11 protein-coding genes are annotated in these 17,063 nt (G+C 71.5%); 8 read left to right on the top strand and 3 right to left on the bottom strand.

All coding sequences use genetic code 11. From position 1 onward, the window contains the following. Positions 1-7 precede the first annotated feature (7 nt). On the top strand, positions 8-4,114 hold the full coding sequence (locus NYO98_RS07855; RefSeq protein ID WP_268111023.1) for an alpha-(1->3)-arabinofuranosyltransferase domain-containing protein: 4,107 nt from the start codon (positions 8-10) through the stop codon (positions 4,112-4,114). Here NYO98_RS07855 and NYO98_RS07850 read toward each other — a convergent pair. Then, positions 4,018-5,265, bottom strand: coding sequence for an acyltransferase family protein (locus NYO98_RS07850; protein ID WP_268111022.1), 1,248 nt, complete (start codon positions 5,263-5,265; stop codon positions 4,018-4,020). The two genes, NYO98_RS07855 and NYO98_RS07850, sit on opposite strands and share 97 nt — an antisense overlap. Beyond that, positions 5,262-7,169, bottom strand: coding sequence for a hypothetical protein (locus NYO98_RS07845; protein WP_268111021.1), 1,908 nt, complete (start codon positions 7,167-7,169; stop codon positions 5,262-5,264). The genes NYO98_RS07850 and NYO98_RS07845 overlap by 4 nt, the downstream gene beginning before the upstream one ends. A gap of 148 nt (positions 7,170-7,317) precedes the next feature. On the opposite strand from NYO98_RS07845, the gene NYO98_RS07840 reads away from it, so the two are divergent. The 4 genes from NYO98_RS07840 to NYO98_RS07825 are packed head-to-tail and all read left to right on the top strand — an operon-like array spanning position 7,318 to position 12,645. Then, a complete protein-coding gene (locus NYO98_RS07840; RefSeq protein ID WP_268111020.1) occupies positions 7,318-8,223 on the top strand; it encodes a DUF3068 domain-containing protein in 906 nt (301 codons plus the stop codon). A 35-nt stretch (positions 8,224-8,258) separates the two neighbouring features. Continuing rightward, positions 8,259-9,236 (top strand): AAA family ATPase, encoded by a 978-nt coding sequence (locus tag NYO98_RS07835; RefSeq protein ID WP_268111019.1) that lies wholly within the window; start codon positions 8,259-8,261, stop codon positions 9,234-9,236. A gap of 17 nt (positions 9,237-9,253) precedes the next feature. Next, on the top strand, positions 9,254-10,414 hold the full coding sequence (locus tag NYO98_RS07830) for a DUF58 domain-containing protein (RefSeq protein WP_268111017.1): 1,161 nt from the start codon (positions 9,254-9,256) through the stop codon (positions 10,412-10,414). Further along, positions 10,411-12,645, top strand: a complete 2,235-nt coding sequence (locus tag NYO98_RS07825; protein WP_268111015.1) for a DUF3488 and transglutaminase-like domain-containing protein — start codon at positions 10,411-10,413, stop codon at positions 12,643-12,645. Before NYO98_RS07830 ends, NYO98_RS07825 begins: the two co-directional genes overlap by 4 nt. On the opposite strand, the gene NYO98_RS07820 is transcribed toward NYO98_RS07825, so the two are convergent. Next, a complete protein-coding gene (locus NYO98_RS07820; protein ID WP_268111014.1) occupies positions 12,580-13,401 on the bottom strand; it encodes a class I SAM-dependent methyltransferase in 822 nt (273 codons plus the stop codon). The genes NYO98_RS07825 and NYO98_RS07820 overlap by 66 nt on opposite strands. Positions 13,402-13,459: 58 nt before the next feature. Here NYO98_RS07820 and NYO98_RS07815 point away from each other — a divergent pair, with 58 nt between their 5' ends. The 3 genes from NYO98_RS07815 to NYO98_RS07805 all read left to right on the top strand — a co-directional run bounded on the left by NYO98_RS07815 (position 13,460) and on the right by NYO98_RS07805 (position 17,058). Continuing rightward, positions 13,460-14,362, top strand: coding sequence for a phosphotransferase family protein (locus NYO98_RS07815; protein WP_268111013.1), 903 nt, complete (start codon positions 13,460-13,462; stop codon positions 14,360-14,362). Between the two features lie 252 nt (positions 14,363-14,614). After that, complete coding sequence (rpsA, locus tag NYO98_RS07810; RefSeq protein WP_268111012.1) at positions 14,615-16,096, top strand: 30S ribosomal protein S1; 1,482 nt, start codon at positions 14,615-14,617, stop codon at positions 16,094-16,096. Between the two features lie 119 nt (positions 16,097-16,215). Continuing rightward, positions 16,216-17,058, top strand: a complete 843-nt coding sequence (locus tag NYO98_RS07805; protein ID WP_268111011.1) for a patatin-like phospholipase family protein — start codon at positions 16,216-16,218, stop codon at positions 17,056-17,058. Positions 17,059-17,063: the final 5 nt, after the last annotated feature.

The raw sequence follows: 17,063 nt of genomic DNA, 5'->3' as shown, positions 1-17,063 counted from the left end.
ACTTCGGGTGTTCGCCGGCTCGATCGCGCTGCTCGCGCTGGCGTTCTCGCAGGCGCCGGGCTTCCTGTCCTTCGACACCAAGTTCGACCTGGTGGTGGACCCCTGGCACTACATGCAGCGAGGTCTGCACCTGTGGGACTCGAACGGGGCGATCGGGCAGCTGCAGAACCAGGCGTACGGCTACCTCTGGCCGATGGGGCCGTTCTTCGGGGTCGGGCAGGCCGCCGGGCTGCCGGAGTGGGCGGTGCAGCGGCTCTTCATGGCCTTGGTGCTGGTCGTGGGCTTCACGGGGGTGGCGTACGTTGCCCGGGCACTGGGAGTGCGCTCCCACCTAGGGTGCCTGCTGGCCGGCTTCGCCTACGCGATGTCGCCGCGCATGCTGACGACGGTCGGGACGATCTCGATCGAGTCGTGGCCGGGTGCGCTGGCGCCTTGGGTGCTCCTGCCGCTGGTGGTCGGTGCCACGCGGGGGTCGCCGAGACGGGCGGCTGCCCTGTCGGCACTCGCCGTGGCGATGATCGGTGGCGTCAACGCCACCGCGAGCTTCGCTGCCATCCCGGTCGCGGCCATCTGGCTGCTGACGAGGAGCCGAGGCGTACGCAAGCGCAGGCTCATGCTCTGGTGGCCCGTCTTCACGGCGCTGGGGACCCTCTGGTGGCTGGCCCCGCTGTTCCTGCTCGGCACCTACAGCCCCCCGTTCCTCGACTTCATCGAGTCCGCGAGCCTCACGACCACGCCCACCACCCTCTTCGACTCGCTGCGCGGCACGTCGCACTGGCTTCCCTACCTCGACACCCGCTGGCGCGCTGGCAACGACCTGGTGACGGACGGCTACCTCGTGCTGAACAGCGGCATGGTCCTCATGCTGGGCCTGCTCGGGCTGATGCACCGGCGCAACCCGCACCGCTTGTTCCTGGTGCTGACCCTCGCCGTCGGGCTGCTCATGGTGGGGATGGGTCACCTGGGCGAGGTGCAGGGCTGGTTCGCTCCCCAGCTCCACTCCGCGCTGGACGGGGTGCTGGCCGCGGCGCGCAACGTCCACAAGTTCGACCCGGTCATCCGGCTGCCCCTGGTGCTCGGGATCGCCCTGCTGCTCGACGCGCTGGCGTCGCAGCGCTCGACCAGCCCAGCCGTCGCCGTGCCGCCCGGCGGGCGCGCGGCAGGGGTGCCGGCCCGCGCAGCCGCGGGAGACTCACCCGCGGCCTACCGATCGGTGGCGGGGCTGACGGTCGTCGCGATCATCGGCGGGGCCCTGCCAGGCATCCTGGGGCGGATGGCTCCCTCGGACCTCGTCGCCGAGGTGCCGGGCTACTGGATCGAGGCGGGTGCCTGGCTCGACGCCCGGGACGAGGAAGGCGCCGCGCTGATGTCCCCCGGCATCGGCGTCGCCCAGTTCGTGTGGGGCTCCACCAACGACGAACCGCTCGAGTTCCTCGTCGAGGAGGGCCGCTTCGGTGTGCGGTCCAACATCCCCTTCGTGCCACCGGGCAACATCCGAGCCCTCGACGCGATCGAGGAACGGTTGACGCAGGGCCGCCCCTCCCGCGGACTCGCCCCGTTCCTCGCGCGGGCGGGCGTCGAGTACCTCGTCGTGCGCAACGACGTCATCAAGGCGCCCGACATCCCCGACACGGTCCTGCTCCACCAGGCGCTCGACGGCTCGCCGGGACTGCGTCGCACCAAGGGGTTCGGTCCCAACCTCGGCTCACCGGCCCACTTCGAGGAGGACGGCGACCGCAACGTCATCAACGGCGGCTGGCAGACCGACTACCAGGCGATCGAGATCTACGAGGTGGTGGACGGTGGTCCTGGCGCCGTGGCGGCCGACGAGCTGCCGCTCGTCGTCGGAGGACCCGAGTCGCTGCTGGACCTGGCCGACGCGGGGGTCCTCGACGAGCAACCGACGGTCCTCGCGTCCGACGCCGATCCCGAGGTCGCCCCCGACGGGCCGCTCGTCCTGACCGACGGCTACCGCGACCGCGAACGCTTCTTCGGCCAGCTGCACGACGGCTACTCGGCGACGACACTCCCGGACGAGCCGCGGCACAGCGACCACCCGACGAAGGACTTCTACCTCAACGCCGACGACGACCGGTGGCGCACCCGATCGGAGCTGGTGGGCGCCCGCTCGCTGGTCGCATCGAGCTCGATGGGCGATGCCAACGGTGCGGGAGGTGCGCGACCGGCGGAGTCCGCCTACGCCGCCATCGACGGTGACGAGTCGACCCAGTGGGCCTCGAACCCCACTGCAGCGGAGCGACCGACCTGGACCCTCACCCTCGAGGAGCCGCGGCCCGTGACGAGCGTACGGCTCGTCGGCGGCGTCAGCGCAGCCTCCTTCCAGACGGTGCGCGTGGTGACCGACAACGGCGCCACGGACCCCGTCGACCTGGGGCCCGCGGAGTCGGCGATCGTCGAGGTCCCCGAGGGGCCGACCTCGTGGATCCGGGTGGAGACGGTGGGTCAGGCCGATGACGTACCTGCTGCGATCGCGGAGGTCGAGGTGCCGGGCGTCTCCGTCGACAAGCTGTTGCGGATGCCGTCGACGCCCGCGGTCTGGGGCACGCCCGACGTGATCCTGATGACCGCCGCCCGGGACGGCCGCAGCGGCTGCGTCGAGGTCGACGGTGACGTGCGGTGCCTCCCGGGACGCGACGTCGGGGGAGAGGAGGACACCGGCTTCAGCCGGGCGCTCGAGCTGTCGGGGTCGGCGGTCTACGAGCCCGAGGTGTGGGTACGTCCCCGGCCTGGCTCAGCTGTGGAGGAAGCGCTCCTGGAGGACCTGCCGGTCAGCGTCACGTCGTCGAGCCAAGCAGTTCCCGACGTGCGCGCGTCGGCCCTCGCCGCACTGGACGGACGTCCCGGCACCGCGTGGATGGCGTCCACCGGCGACTTCCGTCCGACCCTGCGCACCCGCTGGGTCGGCCGCGCGCCGGTCAGCGGCGTGTCGGTGAGCCTGGACCCCGACACCGCGGGTCGGATGCCGACGAGGCTCCTGCTGACCTACCGCGGCGGATCCCGGGAGGTCGACCTCGACGAGCAAGGACGCGCGGAGTTCCCCCCGGTGCGGACCGACTTCCTCGACGTCGAGGTGCTGCAGACCGACTTCACCAGCAGCGTCGGCTTCGACCAGCTGGTGACGCCGCTCGCCGCTGCGATCGGCGAGCTGCGCATCGAGGGAGCGCCCTTCGAGACCCTGGCCCCGCCCCAGGCCTCGCGTGACCTCCCCTGTGGGAGCGGTCCGGACGTGACGATCAACGGACAGGTGTTCCGGACGGCCGTCACCACCTCCTCCTCCCGCATCTTCGACGGGGAAGAGGTGCAGGCGAGGTTGTGCGGCTCGGGCGTCGTCCGACTCGCTGCGGGTGACAACCGTGTCGACGTCGAGAGCAGCGACGTATTCAGCGCGACCCGCCTCGTCCTGCGCGACTCTGCCTTCGCGCCCGGCACCTCCACGCCCGTGCGCTGGTCCGACCACGACGCCGACTCCCGTACGGCGGTGGCCCCCGACGGCTCGGCCGTCCTCGCGTTCCGCGAGAACGGCAACCGCGGCTGGACCGCGGACCGCGACGGCGTCGGGCTGACTCCCGTGCGCGTCGACGGCTGGCAGCAGGGCTGGTTGCTCGACGAGGGTGGCACCGGAGCGGTGGTCGAGACGTACGCGCCCGAGACCGCTTACCGGTGGGGACTCGCGATCGGGCTGGGCACGGGCTTGCTCCTGCTGGCACTCGTGCTGTTCTGGTGGCGTCGCCCGCCCGGGGACGACCCGCCGGCGGTGGGCGCTGCGAGCATCCACCCGTGGACCTGGTCCGTGGGGGCGTTCGCCGTGACCGGTCTGCTCGCCGGCTGGGCGGGAGTCGCGGTGCTCGTGGCGACATGGGTGGCGTGGAGGCTGCTCTCCGCCCGTCGACTCGCAGACGTGCGTGACGTGGCCCTGGCGAGCATGGTGGTCATCGCGTCGTTCTTCTACCTCGTCCGGCCGTGGGGCCAGGACTGGGCGGGAGCGAGCGCGTGGCCTCAGCTCCTGAGCGTGGTCACGCTCGGGGGGCTCTTTCTCGCCGTGGGCGAGCCGACGTTGCGCAGGCGCATCACGGGGACCTCCACGAACCGGTAGAGCAGCTCGGCCAGCGGGAGCGTGATCACCAGCGTGAGCGCGAGGACCGGAAGCAGGTCGTTGCCCTCGAACATCGTGTAGGGGGTCGCCCAGTAGACGAAGTGCAGCACGATCAGGTGGAGACAGAAGACTCCGTAGGAGATGTGCCCCAGTCGACGTGGCAACCGCTTCGACATGACGCGCGCGTAGCCGGAGGCCGGGTCGGGGAAGACCCCGGTGAGGACCAGCAGCCCACCGATGACGGCGTAGAGGACCTGACGGGTCAGCGCCTCTGCCGGGGTCGGGGTGTCGAAGAGCATCGGGCCGCTGATCGGCGTGGCGGCGACGACGAGCAGGCTCAGCGCCAGCGCCCAGCACACGCCCGGCTGGCGGGCCAGCGCGACGAGCCAGCCGAGGCCTGGCGCGCCGCCGGGCCGGGTGGTCAGCACGTGGGCCCATGCCAGCGCGATGCCGGCGGTGAACCACATGAGGTAGCCGGGTAGCCACTGTGCGGCCAGCGCGGCACCCGCGTCCCGCACCGGCTCGAGCAGGAACAACGTCCAGACGACGTTGAGGACGACCAGGCCCGATGCCAGCAACGCGACCCGACGGGTCGTGGGGCGCCGTCCACGGCTCGTCCCGGCCAGCAGCAGGAGAAGGGGGAGCACCACGTAGAACGACACTTCCGTCGCCAAGCTCCACATCTGGGTCTGGCCGGGGCGCAAGGTGTCGCTGAAGTAGATGTCGGTCATGGTCAGGACCTTGAGCCAGTCGGCGGGGCCCGCTCCTGCGTTGGCGCCGACGAACAGCATGGCCGGCACCACGCCGATCACGTAGGGCGGGTAGATCCGCAGGAACCGCTTCCAGTAGTAGCGCCGGGTGCTGTCGTGGGGACGACCGCGCACCGCCCCCGCCAGCACCTGGTGGGTGAGCAGGAACCCGGACAGCACGAAGAAGATGGCAACGCCGACGTCGAGGCGGGGAAGCATCCTGCCGACCATGCCGTAGCGGAGGTAGTCGCCGGTCCAGAAGGTCACGTGTGTCAGCACGACCGCCAGGGCTCCCACGGCGCGGAGCGGGTCGAGCACCGGGAACACCGGGGTCGCGCCCCGGCTTGGGTCGTGGAGCAGGTGGTCGACCTGCTGTGCGGAGTCGGTGTCGTGGATGCTCATGTCAGGGGAGCTCCCGAGACGAGGCGGCCCACCTCGACCTTGTCGACGCAGACCGTGATCGACGGGTCGATACCCAGGAGGAGGACGGAGTCGAAGGCCGCACCGACCCGGACGTAGAGCTGGTTGAGCCCGGGACGGAGCGCCGTGTCGACCGACTCGCCCTCACTCCCGACGATCACCGTCATCGGGCTCGCCTCCTCCGCGAGGTAGTTGACGCGCAGCCACCAGTCCCCCTCGATCACCGGTCCGTCGAGGGGAAGCCGTGAGGACCCGTTGTCGATCTGCCATCCGCAGTCCGCGACGCCGCCGGGCAGGGTGGTGCGCTCGACGTGGAGGTCGGCCGCGTCCAGGCCACCGTCGCCGTCGACGACGGCCAGCTCGTGCCCGGCCTCGAGGAAGCGCGACTCCGGCGACAGCATCGAGACCAGGCGGGGCAGGCGGTCCTCCGACCAGATGATCGGGGCGACGACGTCGGGCGGGAGACCGGTGTCCGCCAGCGCGACTGGTCCGGTCTCGTCCAGGGCCGCGCTCAGGGTCCGGACGTAGTCGCGGGGTGCGACGAACTCGTGCCAGATGCGGGCGTACCCGATCGACGACCACACGCCGGACACCGAGACGACGAGTGCCAGTGCCAGGGGGATGACCACCGGCAGTCGGGGGGTGAACATCGGGGCCTCGCGCGGCTCGCTCGAGCCGGGCGCGCCGGCGAGGGGGAGGTACGCGAGTCCGAGGGCCAGTGCGGTCATCGCGGCGGCGTCGGTCAGGTAGCGGTACTCCGCGCCAGCGATCGGGCCCACGTAGGGGGCGCGGCTCGACCACAGGAGGACGAGCAGCAGGACCAGGTACCCCGCGAGCAGGGCCCAGGCCCGCAGCGTACGACGACGGACGAGGAAGGCGTGGCCCACGACGGCGGCCACCACCACCCAGGACAGGTGCGCCAGCCACACCGGAGGGTCGGCGAAGGCAGCGGGAGCCTGAGGGGACATCCAGGCCCACGGCCCGCCGAGGATCCCGGTGGTGAACGCGGTGCCGATCATGCTGCTGGCCAGCGGCCCGAGCAGGCCCCAGTCGCGGTCCATCGTCTCCAGCGGGACGTAGGCCGCGTAGTAGGCGATGGTGCCCACGCCGATCACCGCCGCCACTGCGCCGGCCCACCAGAGCCGACGGAGCATCGACCTCAGCCGGTGCACCGGACCGCCCGTCTCGAACCAGCCGTAGGAGATGGCCGCGAGGACGGGTGGGATGGCGAGTCCGCGGATGTCCGCCGCGAGCGCGAGGGCCACGCTCGCGAGGACCAGCGCAAGCCACGTGCGTCGTCCGGTGCGCTCGAACATCACCCAGCAGGTGATCGCGCACATCAGGCCGATCTGTTGGCCGAGCTGGTTGAGGGCCGCGGCCCACCACACGGTTGCGGGCATGGAGATGGGGGAGAAGAGGAACACCGCCAGCGGGGCGACGATGCCCCAACGCATGCCGAACAGCGTGCGCAGCATCCAGAGGCACGCGAGCGCGACCGCGGCCTGGAAGGCGATGGTGACGGCGGCCGTCGCCGGCCAGTTGAAGAGGCCGCCCGCGACGGACAGGTCGATGAGCAGTCGTCCCAACGGCATCAGGTGCCCGCTGTGCGGGGTCATCAGGTAGTCGAGGTCTAGGGGCCTCTCGAGGCTGACACGCAGGAGCTCGAAGTCGTCCTCCTGGAACCACGCCCCGAGCACCGCCCAGGCACGGAACGCCGTGTGGGCCAGCACGAGGGCGATGCACGTGCCGAGGAGCAGCGGGTCGGCTCGGCGCCCGCTGCCGGCGCCCAGCGGATCCTCCGCGCCACCGGCAGCAGGCGGACTCACCCGATCCGGCACGGCCCCCGCCGTGACCGCGCGACGGAGGGGCTCGCGCTGCGTCGTCACGGCTGCACTATCCCATAGGAGGGCGCTGCGAGCCGGGTCCCGGAATGCTCTGGAGGAGCTCTGCAACTGCGGTCGCGATATGACAGACACCTTGTCTACTTGCTGGTAGCCTTCGGCGACCCCGTCGTTCCTGGGAGGGATATCCGTCGTGCGCAAGATCATTGGCTGGGTGCTGCTGGCACTCGGGACCTTCTTGGTCGTCATCGGCCTCATGGCCGCCTTCTGGGCTCCCGGGCAGGTCAAGCGGACGCCGCTCGACACCGACAGCGTCACCAAGCTGTCGGGCAACGCCGACAAGCTGAACCCCGGCACGGGCGAGGTCGAGAACATCGACATCCAGGCGACCAGCATCACCAAGGCGGACACGGAGTACTCCGACGACGACGTGATCGTCTTCGAGAACACCCTCTGCCTGGTGATCGACGACGGCAGCGGGACCGTTCCCGACTGCGTGCCGGCGGACGACCCCCAGAAGCGACTGGTCACCGCGTCGACGGACGTGTTCGCCACCGACCGTCGCGATGCCACCGCAGTCAACGAGGCCGCCTACGTCCCGCCGAGCGCCGAGGAGAAGGAGGGCCTGGTCAACAAGTGGCCCTTCGACGCGGAGAAGAAGACCTACTTGTACTGGGACGGACTCCTGGGTGAGGCGGTGGACGCCGAGTACGACGGCACGGAGACCATCGACGGTCTCGAGACCTACCGCTACCACGTCGTGGTCGACGAGCAGCCGGCCGAGGTCATCACCGACGTGGACGGCATCTACTCACAGGACAAGTACATCTGGATCGACCCCGTCACCGGCTCGATCGTCAACCAGACCCAGCACGAGGTCCGCGAGCTCACCGACGGCTCGACGCTGCTCGACATGGAGCTGGCCTTCACCGACGACCAGGTCGCGAAGAACGTCGAGGACGCGAAGGACAACGGCAGCTCCCTGACCCTGCTGACCAAGACGGTGCCCCTCGTGGGCATCATCGGCGGCGTCATCTGCCTGTTGGTCGGCGCGTTCCTCCTGTTCGCGGGTCGTGGTCGCGACTCCCAGGCCGCCTGAGAGTCCTCCGACGAGCGACACAGGTCCGTACCGGGATGACTGACAACCCGACCGTTCACCCCAGCGACGTCCAGTGGTACGCCGACGCGTTCGACCGCGTGGCCGGCAACGTCGAGTCGGCGGTGCTCGGCAAGCGGCACGTGGTCCGTCTCGCCCTGACCTGCCTGGTGTCCGGCGGGCACCTCCTCCTCGAGGACCTGCCCGGCACCGGCAAGACGATGCTTGCGCGGGCGCTCGCGAAGTCGCTGGACTGCTCGTTCGCGCGCATCCAGTTCACGCCGGACCTGCTGCCGTCGGACGTCACCGGGGTCACCGTCTACGACCAGGCCCGCGCCGAGTTCTCGTTCCACCGTGGTCCGATCTTCCACAGCCTCGTGCTGGCCGACGAGATCAACCGCGCCTCGCCCAAGACGCAGTCGGCGCTCCTGGAGGTCATGGAGGAGGGCCACGTCACGGTCGACGGCGTGACCCACGACGTCGGACGACCCTTCATGGTGATCGCCACGCAGAACCCCATCGAGCAGGCAGGCACCTACCAGCTGCCGGAGGCGCAGCTCGACCGCTTCCTGATGCGTACGAGCCTCGGGCACCCCGACGCCGAGTCCACCGAGCTGCTGCTGGCGGAGTCCCGGGTGCGCGACCGTGCGGCCGGGTTGCTGCCGGTCGTCAAGGGTCCTGAGATCGAGCAGATGGGCCAGCTCGCCGACATGGTCCATGTCGACCGCGCGGTGATCGGCTACGTACGACGCCTCGCCGAGGCGTCGCGCGAGGTCCCCGACGTGCGCATCGGTCTGTCGACCCGTGGGTGCCTGGCCTGGATCCGCGCCGCGAAGGCCTGGGCGGTGGCGGAGGGTCGTGGCCACGTCGTGCCCGAGGACGTCGCGACGCTCGCCCACCCCGTGCTGGACCACCGGCTGCTGATGGCCTCGGGGGCGGCCTTCGGCGGCACGACGTCCGCCGAGGTCGTCGACAGCCTGCTCGAGCAGGTGCCGGTTCCTCGCGATCGCGCGTGAACGCCCGAGGAAGACGCTTGCTCGGCCCCTTGGGCATGCTCACCCCCCTGGGACGAGGACTCGTCGCCACCGGGTTGCTGGCAGCGGTGCTCGGGTCGTGGCTGCACTGGCAGGAGTTCACCCAGCTCGCCGTGCTGATGGTCGGGTTGCTGTCGGTCGGGCTGCTCTGGCAGCTGCTCCCGGGCGCACCGGCCTGTCGTCTCACGCTGCGCCGGCAGCGCATCGAGGTCGGCGCGCCGGCCCCTGTCGTGTCCCTCGAGGTGCAGGCCGGTGCGGCACCGATGTTGTTCCCGAAGGTGCTCGTGCCGGCTGGTCCGGAGACCGTGGTCCTCCGGCTGCCGTCACTCGGCCCCTTCGTCCGGCACGTCGATCGGGCCGTGTCCCTGCCCGACCTTCCGCGTGGCGTCCACGTCGTCGGGCCGGTGACGTACGAGAAGACGGATCCGGTCGGGGTGGTCTCACGCAGGTCGGAGTCGGGCGAGCCGGTCACCCTGTTCGTCTCGCCTGCCGTCATCGACCTCGCCGTGTTCGCAGGTGGGCTGACCAACGACCTGGACGGCGCCACCAGCCAGCAGCTGTCGATGAGCGACCTGGCGTTCCACGCACTGCGCGAGTACGTTCCCGGAGACGACCTGCGGCACGTGCACTGGCGGTCGTCGGCCAAGGCCGGCGAGCTGTTGGTGCGGCAGTTCCACGAGTCCCGGCGCGGACACGTCACCGTCCTCCTCGACGACGCACGCTCGTCCTACCCGCGACCTGCCGACTTCGAGCTCGCCGTGTCGACGGCGACCTCGATCGCGCTGCGCGCGGTGCGCGACGACTTCGACACCTACCTGCGCTGCGGCCCCCACCTCGCGCACAGCCGCGAGACCCTCGCGATGAGCGACGCCGCGTGCCGGTTCGGCCTCGCCGAGCGTGACGGTGACTACCTGGCCCACGCGGCCGACGCGGCGGACGTCGTGGGAGGCACGGGGTTGGTGGTCCAGGTGACCGGTGCGGGGCGCGAGCTGGTGCAGCTCGAGTCCGTCGCCGACCGGTTCGGCCGCGGCGGCGAGTGGCTCGTCGTCCGCGCCGACAGCGCACATGAGGCCCAGGTGCGCGACCACGGAACCTTGCGGGAGCTGTCCGTGCCCGATCTCACGGCGCTGCGCGACCTGATGGCGCGGGGCATGCGATGAGCCGAGCACGCGGGGCGACCGTCGACGTCGCCGTGATCCTCGTGGCGATGCTCGCCGTGCTGTCCATCCTGGACGACACCTTCGCCGACCGGCGCTACCTGGTCAGTGGCATGGTGCCTGTGGCAGTCCTCCTGGTCCTGGCACTCGTCGCGAGCCGGGTGCGCGAGGGCGGGTGGTGGTACACCTTGGCCGCCGTCGTGCTGTTCTCCCCCCTCGGCGCGCTGGTGGCGTTGCGCGAACCGGGCCCCTACCTGCTGCCGACGTTCGCCACCATGAGCAGGCTGCACGCCGACGCGGTGAACGCACCCACGACGCTGGTCAGCACGGTGCCGCCAGTGGACCCGACAGGCGTGGTGGCGCTCGTCCCGTTCCTCATCGGGTTCTTCGCCACGCTTCCCGCAGCGTGGCTGGCGCTGGGGACGACGCGGGCGCTGGCACCGGTCGTGCCCCTCGTGGTCGCGCTGGCCGCGACCATCCCACTCGGGGTCCTGGTGCCGACCCTCCTGGTGCCGCGAGGTGTCTTCATCGGGATCCTGCTGGTCGCCTGGAGCGCCGTCCGGGCTCGACGTCGGGAGGGCGCCGCCCCCGGCAGGGTCCATGCGTCGCTGGCGGCCCCGCTGACGACGGTCGTGACGGTGGCGCTCGTCTCCGGCATCGTGGCGCTGCTCGTCCCCGACACCGACCAGTCCGACCGCGTGCTGCTCCGCGGCCGCGAGGAGAGCCCCCTCGCCTCCGGAGCGGCGTCATCAGTGCTGCCACCCGAGCCCGAGGGCGCCGACGTCCTGTTCAGGGCGAGGGGCGTGCCCGACGGGCTGCGGCTGCGCTTCGCGACGCTCGACCTCTACACCCCCGAAGGCTGGGTGCCTGCCGAGGAGTCGCCCGGTTCGGAGGGGTACGGCACCTTCAAGCGCATCGGCAGCGACGTCGCGCCGCTGCACCCGGGCCGTACGGTCGTGGTGCGGGTCAGGATGAGGCCGGGCTACGACAGCGACTGGCTTCCGATGCTGGGAGAGCTCACGAGCATCGACCTCGACTGGAACCCCGGACGTACCGATGTCGCCGACGTCCGCTACAACCAGGCGACCGCCAGCGCCGTGGTCCTCGGTGGCGTGGACGCTCGCGACGCCTACAGCTTCGAGTCGGTGGTGCCGGTCGGCGGCTTCACGAGGAGGGACGCCACCCGCGAGCCCTCCGAGGACCAGACGCAGCCGGCCGGTGCCTTCCTGGACGACTACCTCCGACCCTTCGCCCGTGACGAGCTGCTGCCGCTCGAGAGGGTCCTGCTGCTCGCGCGCTACCTGAGGACCAACGGCCTGGTGCGCTATGAGGTCGACGTCGCCCAGACCCCCGACGACCTCGGCCGCCAGATGCTCGGGTCCCGCCGGGTCACCGGCACCCCGTTCCAGTACAGCGCCCTGATGGCGCTGGGCGCGTCCCGGCTGGGCGTTCCGGCGCGCGTGGTGACCGGAGCCGACGTGGGGCGCCGCGGGGTGGTCGACCACGGCGACGTCCTGACCTGGGTCGAGCTGCAGTTCGCCGACGGCACGTGGCGGCCGCTCGATCCCGAGCGCTTCCTGGGCTCGCCGGTCGACCAGGGTGCGTCGCCGACGTCGTCGGATCCGGGCGACTTCGTCAACGACCAGCTCGCCCAGGCGTCCAAGGGCGAGGACGACGAGATCCGCCCTCCGAGCGGTTCGACGAACGCGGACGGGTCCCCGGTCTCGGGGCGTCCCGCCTGGCAGCTGGCCCTCGCTTGCGTGGTCGTGCTGGTGGCGGCGGCCCTCGTGGCCTTGTTGCTCGTCCCCCTGGTCAAGCTGCTGCGCCGGGCGCGCCGGCGACGTACGTCCTCGTGGTCGCGGCTCTACGTGAACGGCTGGCAGGAGGTGCTCGACGCGGCCCGCGACCGCGGCACGCCCGTTGCCGAGGGTTGGAGCCGGGTGGCTCAGGCACGCGCCATCGGCAGCGGGCTCGACCTCGCCCGTCGGGCGGACGCTGCGGTCTTCGCGCCGGGTCCTCCCGACGACCGGTCGGATGACTTCTGGAACGCCTGCCAGGACCTCCGCCGGCGGCTCGTCGCAGCGGTGCCGGCCAGGCGGCGCTGGTGGGCACACCTCAACCCGGCATCGTTGGTCGCCGGCATGGCGCGGCGCCGTCGGGGCGACGGGTCAACGGGTCCCGAGGTGCGCCGCGAAGATCGCGGTGCCGGGCGTCAGCAGCCCGCGAGTGCGTGACCAGCCGCCCCAGACCCGGTCGTGCTGCTCGGGCCACTCGGGCTCGACGAGGTCCACGAGCCTGAAGTCCGCGGCCGCCAGGAGGCGGACCCAGTCGCCCACCGTGCGGTGGTGCTCGACGTAGGAGACCACGCCGCTCTCGTCGTCGACCTCCACGTAGGGGGTGCGGTCCCAGTAGGACTGAGTCGCGGTGAGGCCGGCCTCGCCCGGGTCGTCGGGGAACATCCAGCGCGTCGGGTGCGTGACGGAGAACGCGAAGCGACCCCCCGGGCGCAGCACGCGCGCGACCTCGCCCACCGCGACGTCGATGTCGCTCACGAACTGCAGGGCCCCGAAGGAGCAGAAGACGACGTCGAAGCTCCGGGCCCTGAAGGGGAGGGCGGTCGCGGTGCCCCGGACGGACGGCACGGCCACGCCCGTCTCCTCGTCGAGGCGCAACGAGTGCTGGAGCTGCCGGTGGGAGAGGTCCAGGCCGAACCCGCGCCCGCCGCGGGTGCGCACCCAGCGCGAGCACTGGCCGGCGCCGCTGCCCACCTCGAGGACGTCGAGACCGGCCACGTCGCCGAGGACGCCGAGCTCGTCCTCGGTGTGGCCCTCGGGCCCCCAGACGAAGCCGGCGTCACCGAGGAATGCTCCGTGGGTGGCCTGGTACTCGTCGGCGTAGCGGTCCCAGTCGGGACCGTTGGCACTGCGGGACTCGTGCTCGGAGACGGGGCGCCGCTCGACCCGCACGGACTGCGGCAGGTGATCCTCCACGCCGGGAGCGTAGTCCGCGGGGTGACATCGACGGCTCCCCGTGCCAGCATCACGCCCGATGAGCGACCTCGAACCGGTGCTGCGGCCGCTGGACGGCGGCCACTCGGGCCGCACGTTCGTCGGCGAGGTCGGCGGGGAGCGTGCCGTCGTCCGCCTCTACCCGCCCGACGACCCCCGCGGTGCCACGGCACCCGAGGTCGACCAGGCGGTGCTGCGGCTCGTGCGCGGGCTCCTGCCCGTCCCCGACGTCCTGGAGGTGCGGCGCTCCGACGCAGCGACCGGCCGGCCGGGCCTGTTGGTGACGTCGTGGCTGCCGGGGGAGCGCGGCGACCTCGTGGTGGCGCGGTTGTCCGCGACCGGGGACACCGACGGCCTCATCCGACTGGGGGCGAGCACCGGGGCGGTCGCCGCCGCCCTGGCGGGGATGCCGATGCTGCGCCCGGGACCCTTCGTGGACGCGGAGCTGACGGTGGGCGACTTCCCCGACGGCGGCCTCGACGTCTGGGTCGCCTCGCGCCTGGCGCGGTGGCCCGAGCCCGAGCTCACCGCGCTGGGGGAGGTCGCCCGGCGCGCGCAGGACCTGCTCGACACCGAGCGGCGGACCTGCCTGGTCCACAGCGACCTCAACCCGAAGAACCTGCTCGTCGACCCCATCACCCTCGAGGTCACGGGCGTCCTGGACTGGGAGTTCGCCCACGCGGGGCACCCGTGGACCGACCTGGGCAACCTGCTGAGGTTCGAGCGGGAGCCGGCCTACGTGGCGGGCGTCCTCGGGGCCTGGACGACGCGGCACGGGGGTGCGCTCGACACGTTGCTCGACGGGGCGCGAGCCGCTGACCTCTGGGCACTCGTCGACCTCGCCGCCCGGGCCGGTGACAACCCCGTCGCCGATCGCGCGGCGGGGCTGCTCCGGTCCGTCGCGCGGACCGGTGAGCTGCACGCCGGGCCGCCCGCGTCGTAGCGGCCCCTCGGGGTCGGTCCGAGCGTGGGCCGAGCGTGGGCCGAGCGTGGGCCGAGCGTGGCAGCCCGGTTGGACGCGAGGCGGCGCGCGCGCGTACGCTTGGGTGTTGCGCCAGTCGTCTGCCCGGCTTCCATACCGAGCGAACCCGGGCTCGCCGTGTCACCGCGTGTGATCAGTCACCGTCGGGGGCCAGTGAAACAGGCAGCTGCACGCGTCCGCACGACTCCATCCATCCAAGGAAATTCCTTCCATATGACGAGCACGCTCTCCACTCTTCCGGACTACGACGCCCCCCAGGTGGCCGTCAACGACATCGGGTCCGAAGAGGACTTCCTCGCCGCCATCGACGAGACCATCAAGTACTTCAACGACGGTGACATCGTCGACGGCACCATCGTCAAGGTGGACCGCGACGAGGTCCTGCTCGACATCGGCTACAAGACCGAGGGCGTCATCCCCTCGCGTGAGCTGTCGATCAAGCACGACGTCGACCCCAACGAGGTCGTCACCGTCGGCGACAAGGTCGAGGCCCTGGTCCTCCAGAAGGAGGACAAGGAAGGTCGCCTGATCCTGTCCAAGAAGCGTGCTCAGTACGAGCGTGCCTGGGGCACCATCGAGCAGGTCAAGGAGGAGGACGGCGTCGTCGAGGGCACCGTCATCGAGGTCGTCAAGGGCGGCCTCATCCTCGACATCGGCCTCCGCGGCTTCCTCCCCGCCTCGCTGGTGGAGATGCGCCGCGTGCGCGACCTGCAGCCCTACGTCGGCCAGACGCTCGAGGCGAAGATCATCGAGCTCGACAAGAACCGCAACAACGTGGTCCTGTCGCGCCGCGCCTGGCTCGAGCAGACCCAGTCCGAGGTCCGCCACGGCTTCCTGACCCAGCTCCAGAAGGGCCAGATCCGCAAGGGCGTCGTGTCCTCGATCGTCAACTTCGGTGCGTTCGTGGACCTCGGCGGCGTCGACGGCCTCGTCCACGTCTCCGAGCTGTCCTGGAAGCACATCGACCACCCGTCCGAGGTCGTCGCCGTCGGCGACGAGGTCACCGTCGAGGTCCTCGACGTGGACATGGACCGCGAGCGTGTCTCCCTGTCGCTGAAGGCGACGCAGGAGGACCCGTGGCAGCACTTCGCCCGCACCCACCAGATCGGCCAGATCGTGCCGGGCAAGGTCACCAAGCTGGTGCCCTTCGGCTCGTTCGTCCGCGTCGAGGAGGGCATCGAGGGCCTGGTGCACATCTCCGAGCTCGCCGAGCGTCACGTCGAGATCCCCGAGCAGGTCGTCCAGGTCAACGACGACGTCATGGTCAAGATCATCGACATCGACCTCGAGCGTCGCCGGATCTCGCTGTCGCTCAAGCAGGCCAACGAGACCGCGGCCGCCGCCGACGTGGAGGAGTTCGACCCGACGCTCTACGGCATGACCGCCACCTACGACGAGCAGGGCAACTACGTCTACCCCGAGGGCTTCGACCCCGAGACGGGCGAGTGGCTCGAGGGCTTCGACGAGCAGCGTGCGATCTGGGAGGACCAGTACGCCAAGGCGCACGCCCGCTGGGAGGCGCACGTCAAGCAGCAGGAGGAGGCCAAGCAGGCCGAGGTCGAGGCCGGCGAGGCCACGTCCTACTCCTCCGGTGGCGACGAGGCGGCCGAGACCGGTGGCGACACCGGCGGCTCGCTGGCTTCCGACGAGGCGCTGCAGGCGCTCCGCGAGAAGCTGACCGGCGGCTCGAACTGATCCGCTGATCGCCACGTAGCATCCAGCAGCACCACGATGGCCCGCCGGGGAGACCCGGCGGGCCGTCGTCGTCCTCCCGCGGCGCGCACCGTCAGGTCCGGTCCGCTACAAAGGGGCCCATGACCGGACACGGCACGTCGGCACTGGTCCTCGGCGGCGGGGGCATCACGGGCATCGCGTGGGAGCTCGGGGTCCTCACCGGCCTCGCACGGGCAGGCGTCGACCTGACCGGGGCCGACATCGTCGTCGGCACCTCGGCCGGGTCGGTCGTCGGCGCTCAGGTGACCAACGGCGTACCGCTCGAGGAGCTCTATGCCGCCCAGCTCGAGCCCGCCGACGCCGAGCTCGGCGGCCGGCTGTCACGCATCGCCGCGCTCAAGCTCGTGCCGCCGTACGTGCTGCCCGGGAGCGGTCGCGACAAGCTCGCCCGGGTCGGCCGGGTCGCGCATGCTGCGCACGCGCCCGGCAGCGTCGACCGCGAGGGCGTCATCCGCGCCCGGCTCCCGGTGCACCACTGGCCCGACCGTGACCTGCGCATCACCGCCGTCGACGCCACCAGCGGCGAGTTCACCGTCTTCGGGCCCGACTCCGGCGTCGACCTGGTCGCGGCGGTCGCGGCCAGCTGTGCGGTGCCCACGGTGTGGCCTCCCGTCGAGATCGACGGCCGCACCTTCATGGACGGCGGGATGCGGTCCACGGCCAACGTCGACGTGGCCGAGGGCGCCGAGCGGGTCGTCGTCCTCGCGCCGCTCCCGCGCTCGGTGAGCAAGAAGGTGTCCATCCGCGCGCAGCTCGAGCGGGTCGCCCCGCGCGCGTGGTCGGTCGTCACGCCGGACACCGACGCGCTGGCCGCGTTCGGTCGCAACCTCCTCGACCCGGCGAAGCGCGCGGTCGCGGCCGAGGCCGGCCTGCGCCAGTCCCGCGACCTGGTCGACCAGGTCGGGCCCGTCTGGGCTGCCTGAGGTCC

Origin of the sequence: Nocardioides pini, assembly GCF_026712185.1 — a bacterium.
GTDB classification, from domain to species: Bacteria; Actinomycetota; Actinomycetes; order Propionibacteriales; family Nocardioidaceae; genus Nocardioides; species Nocardioides pini.
Note: the sequence above shows the minus strand (reverse complement) of the source record. Positions and strands in the feature narration are given on the sequence as shown.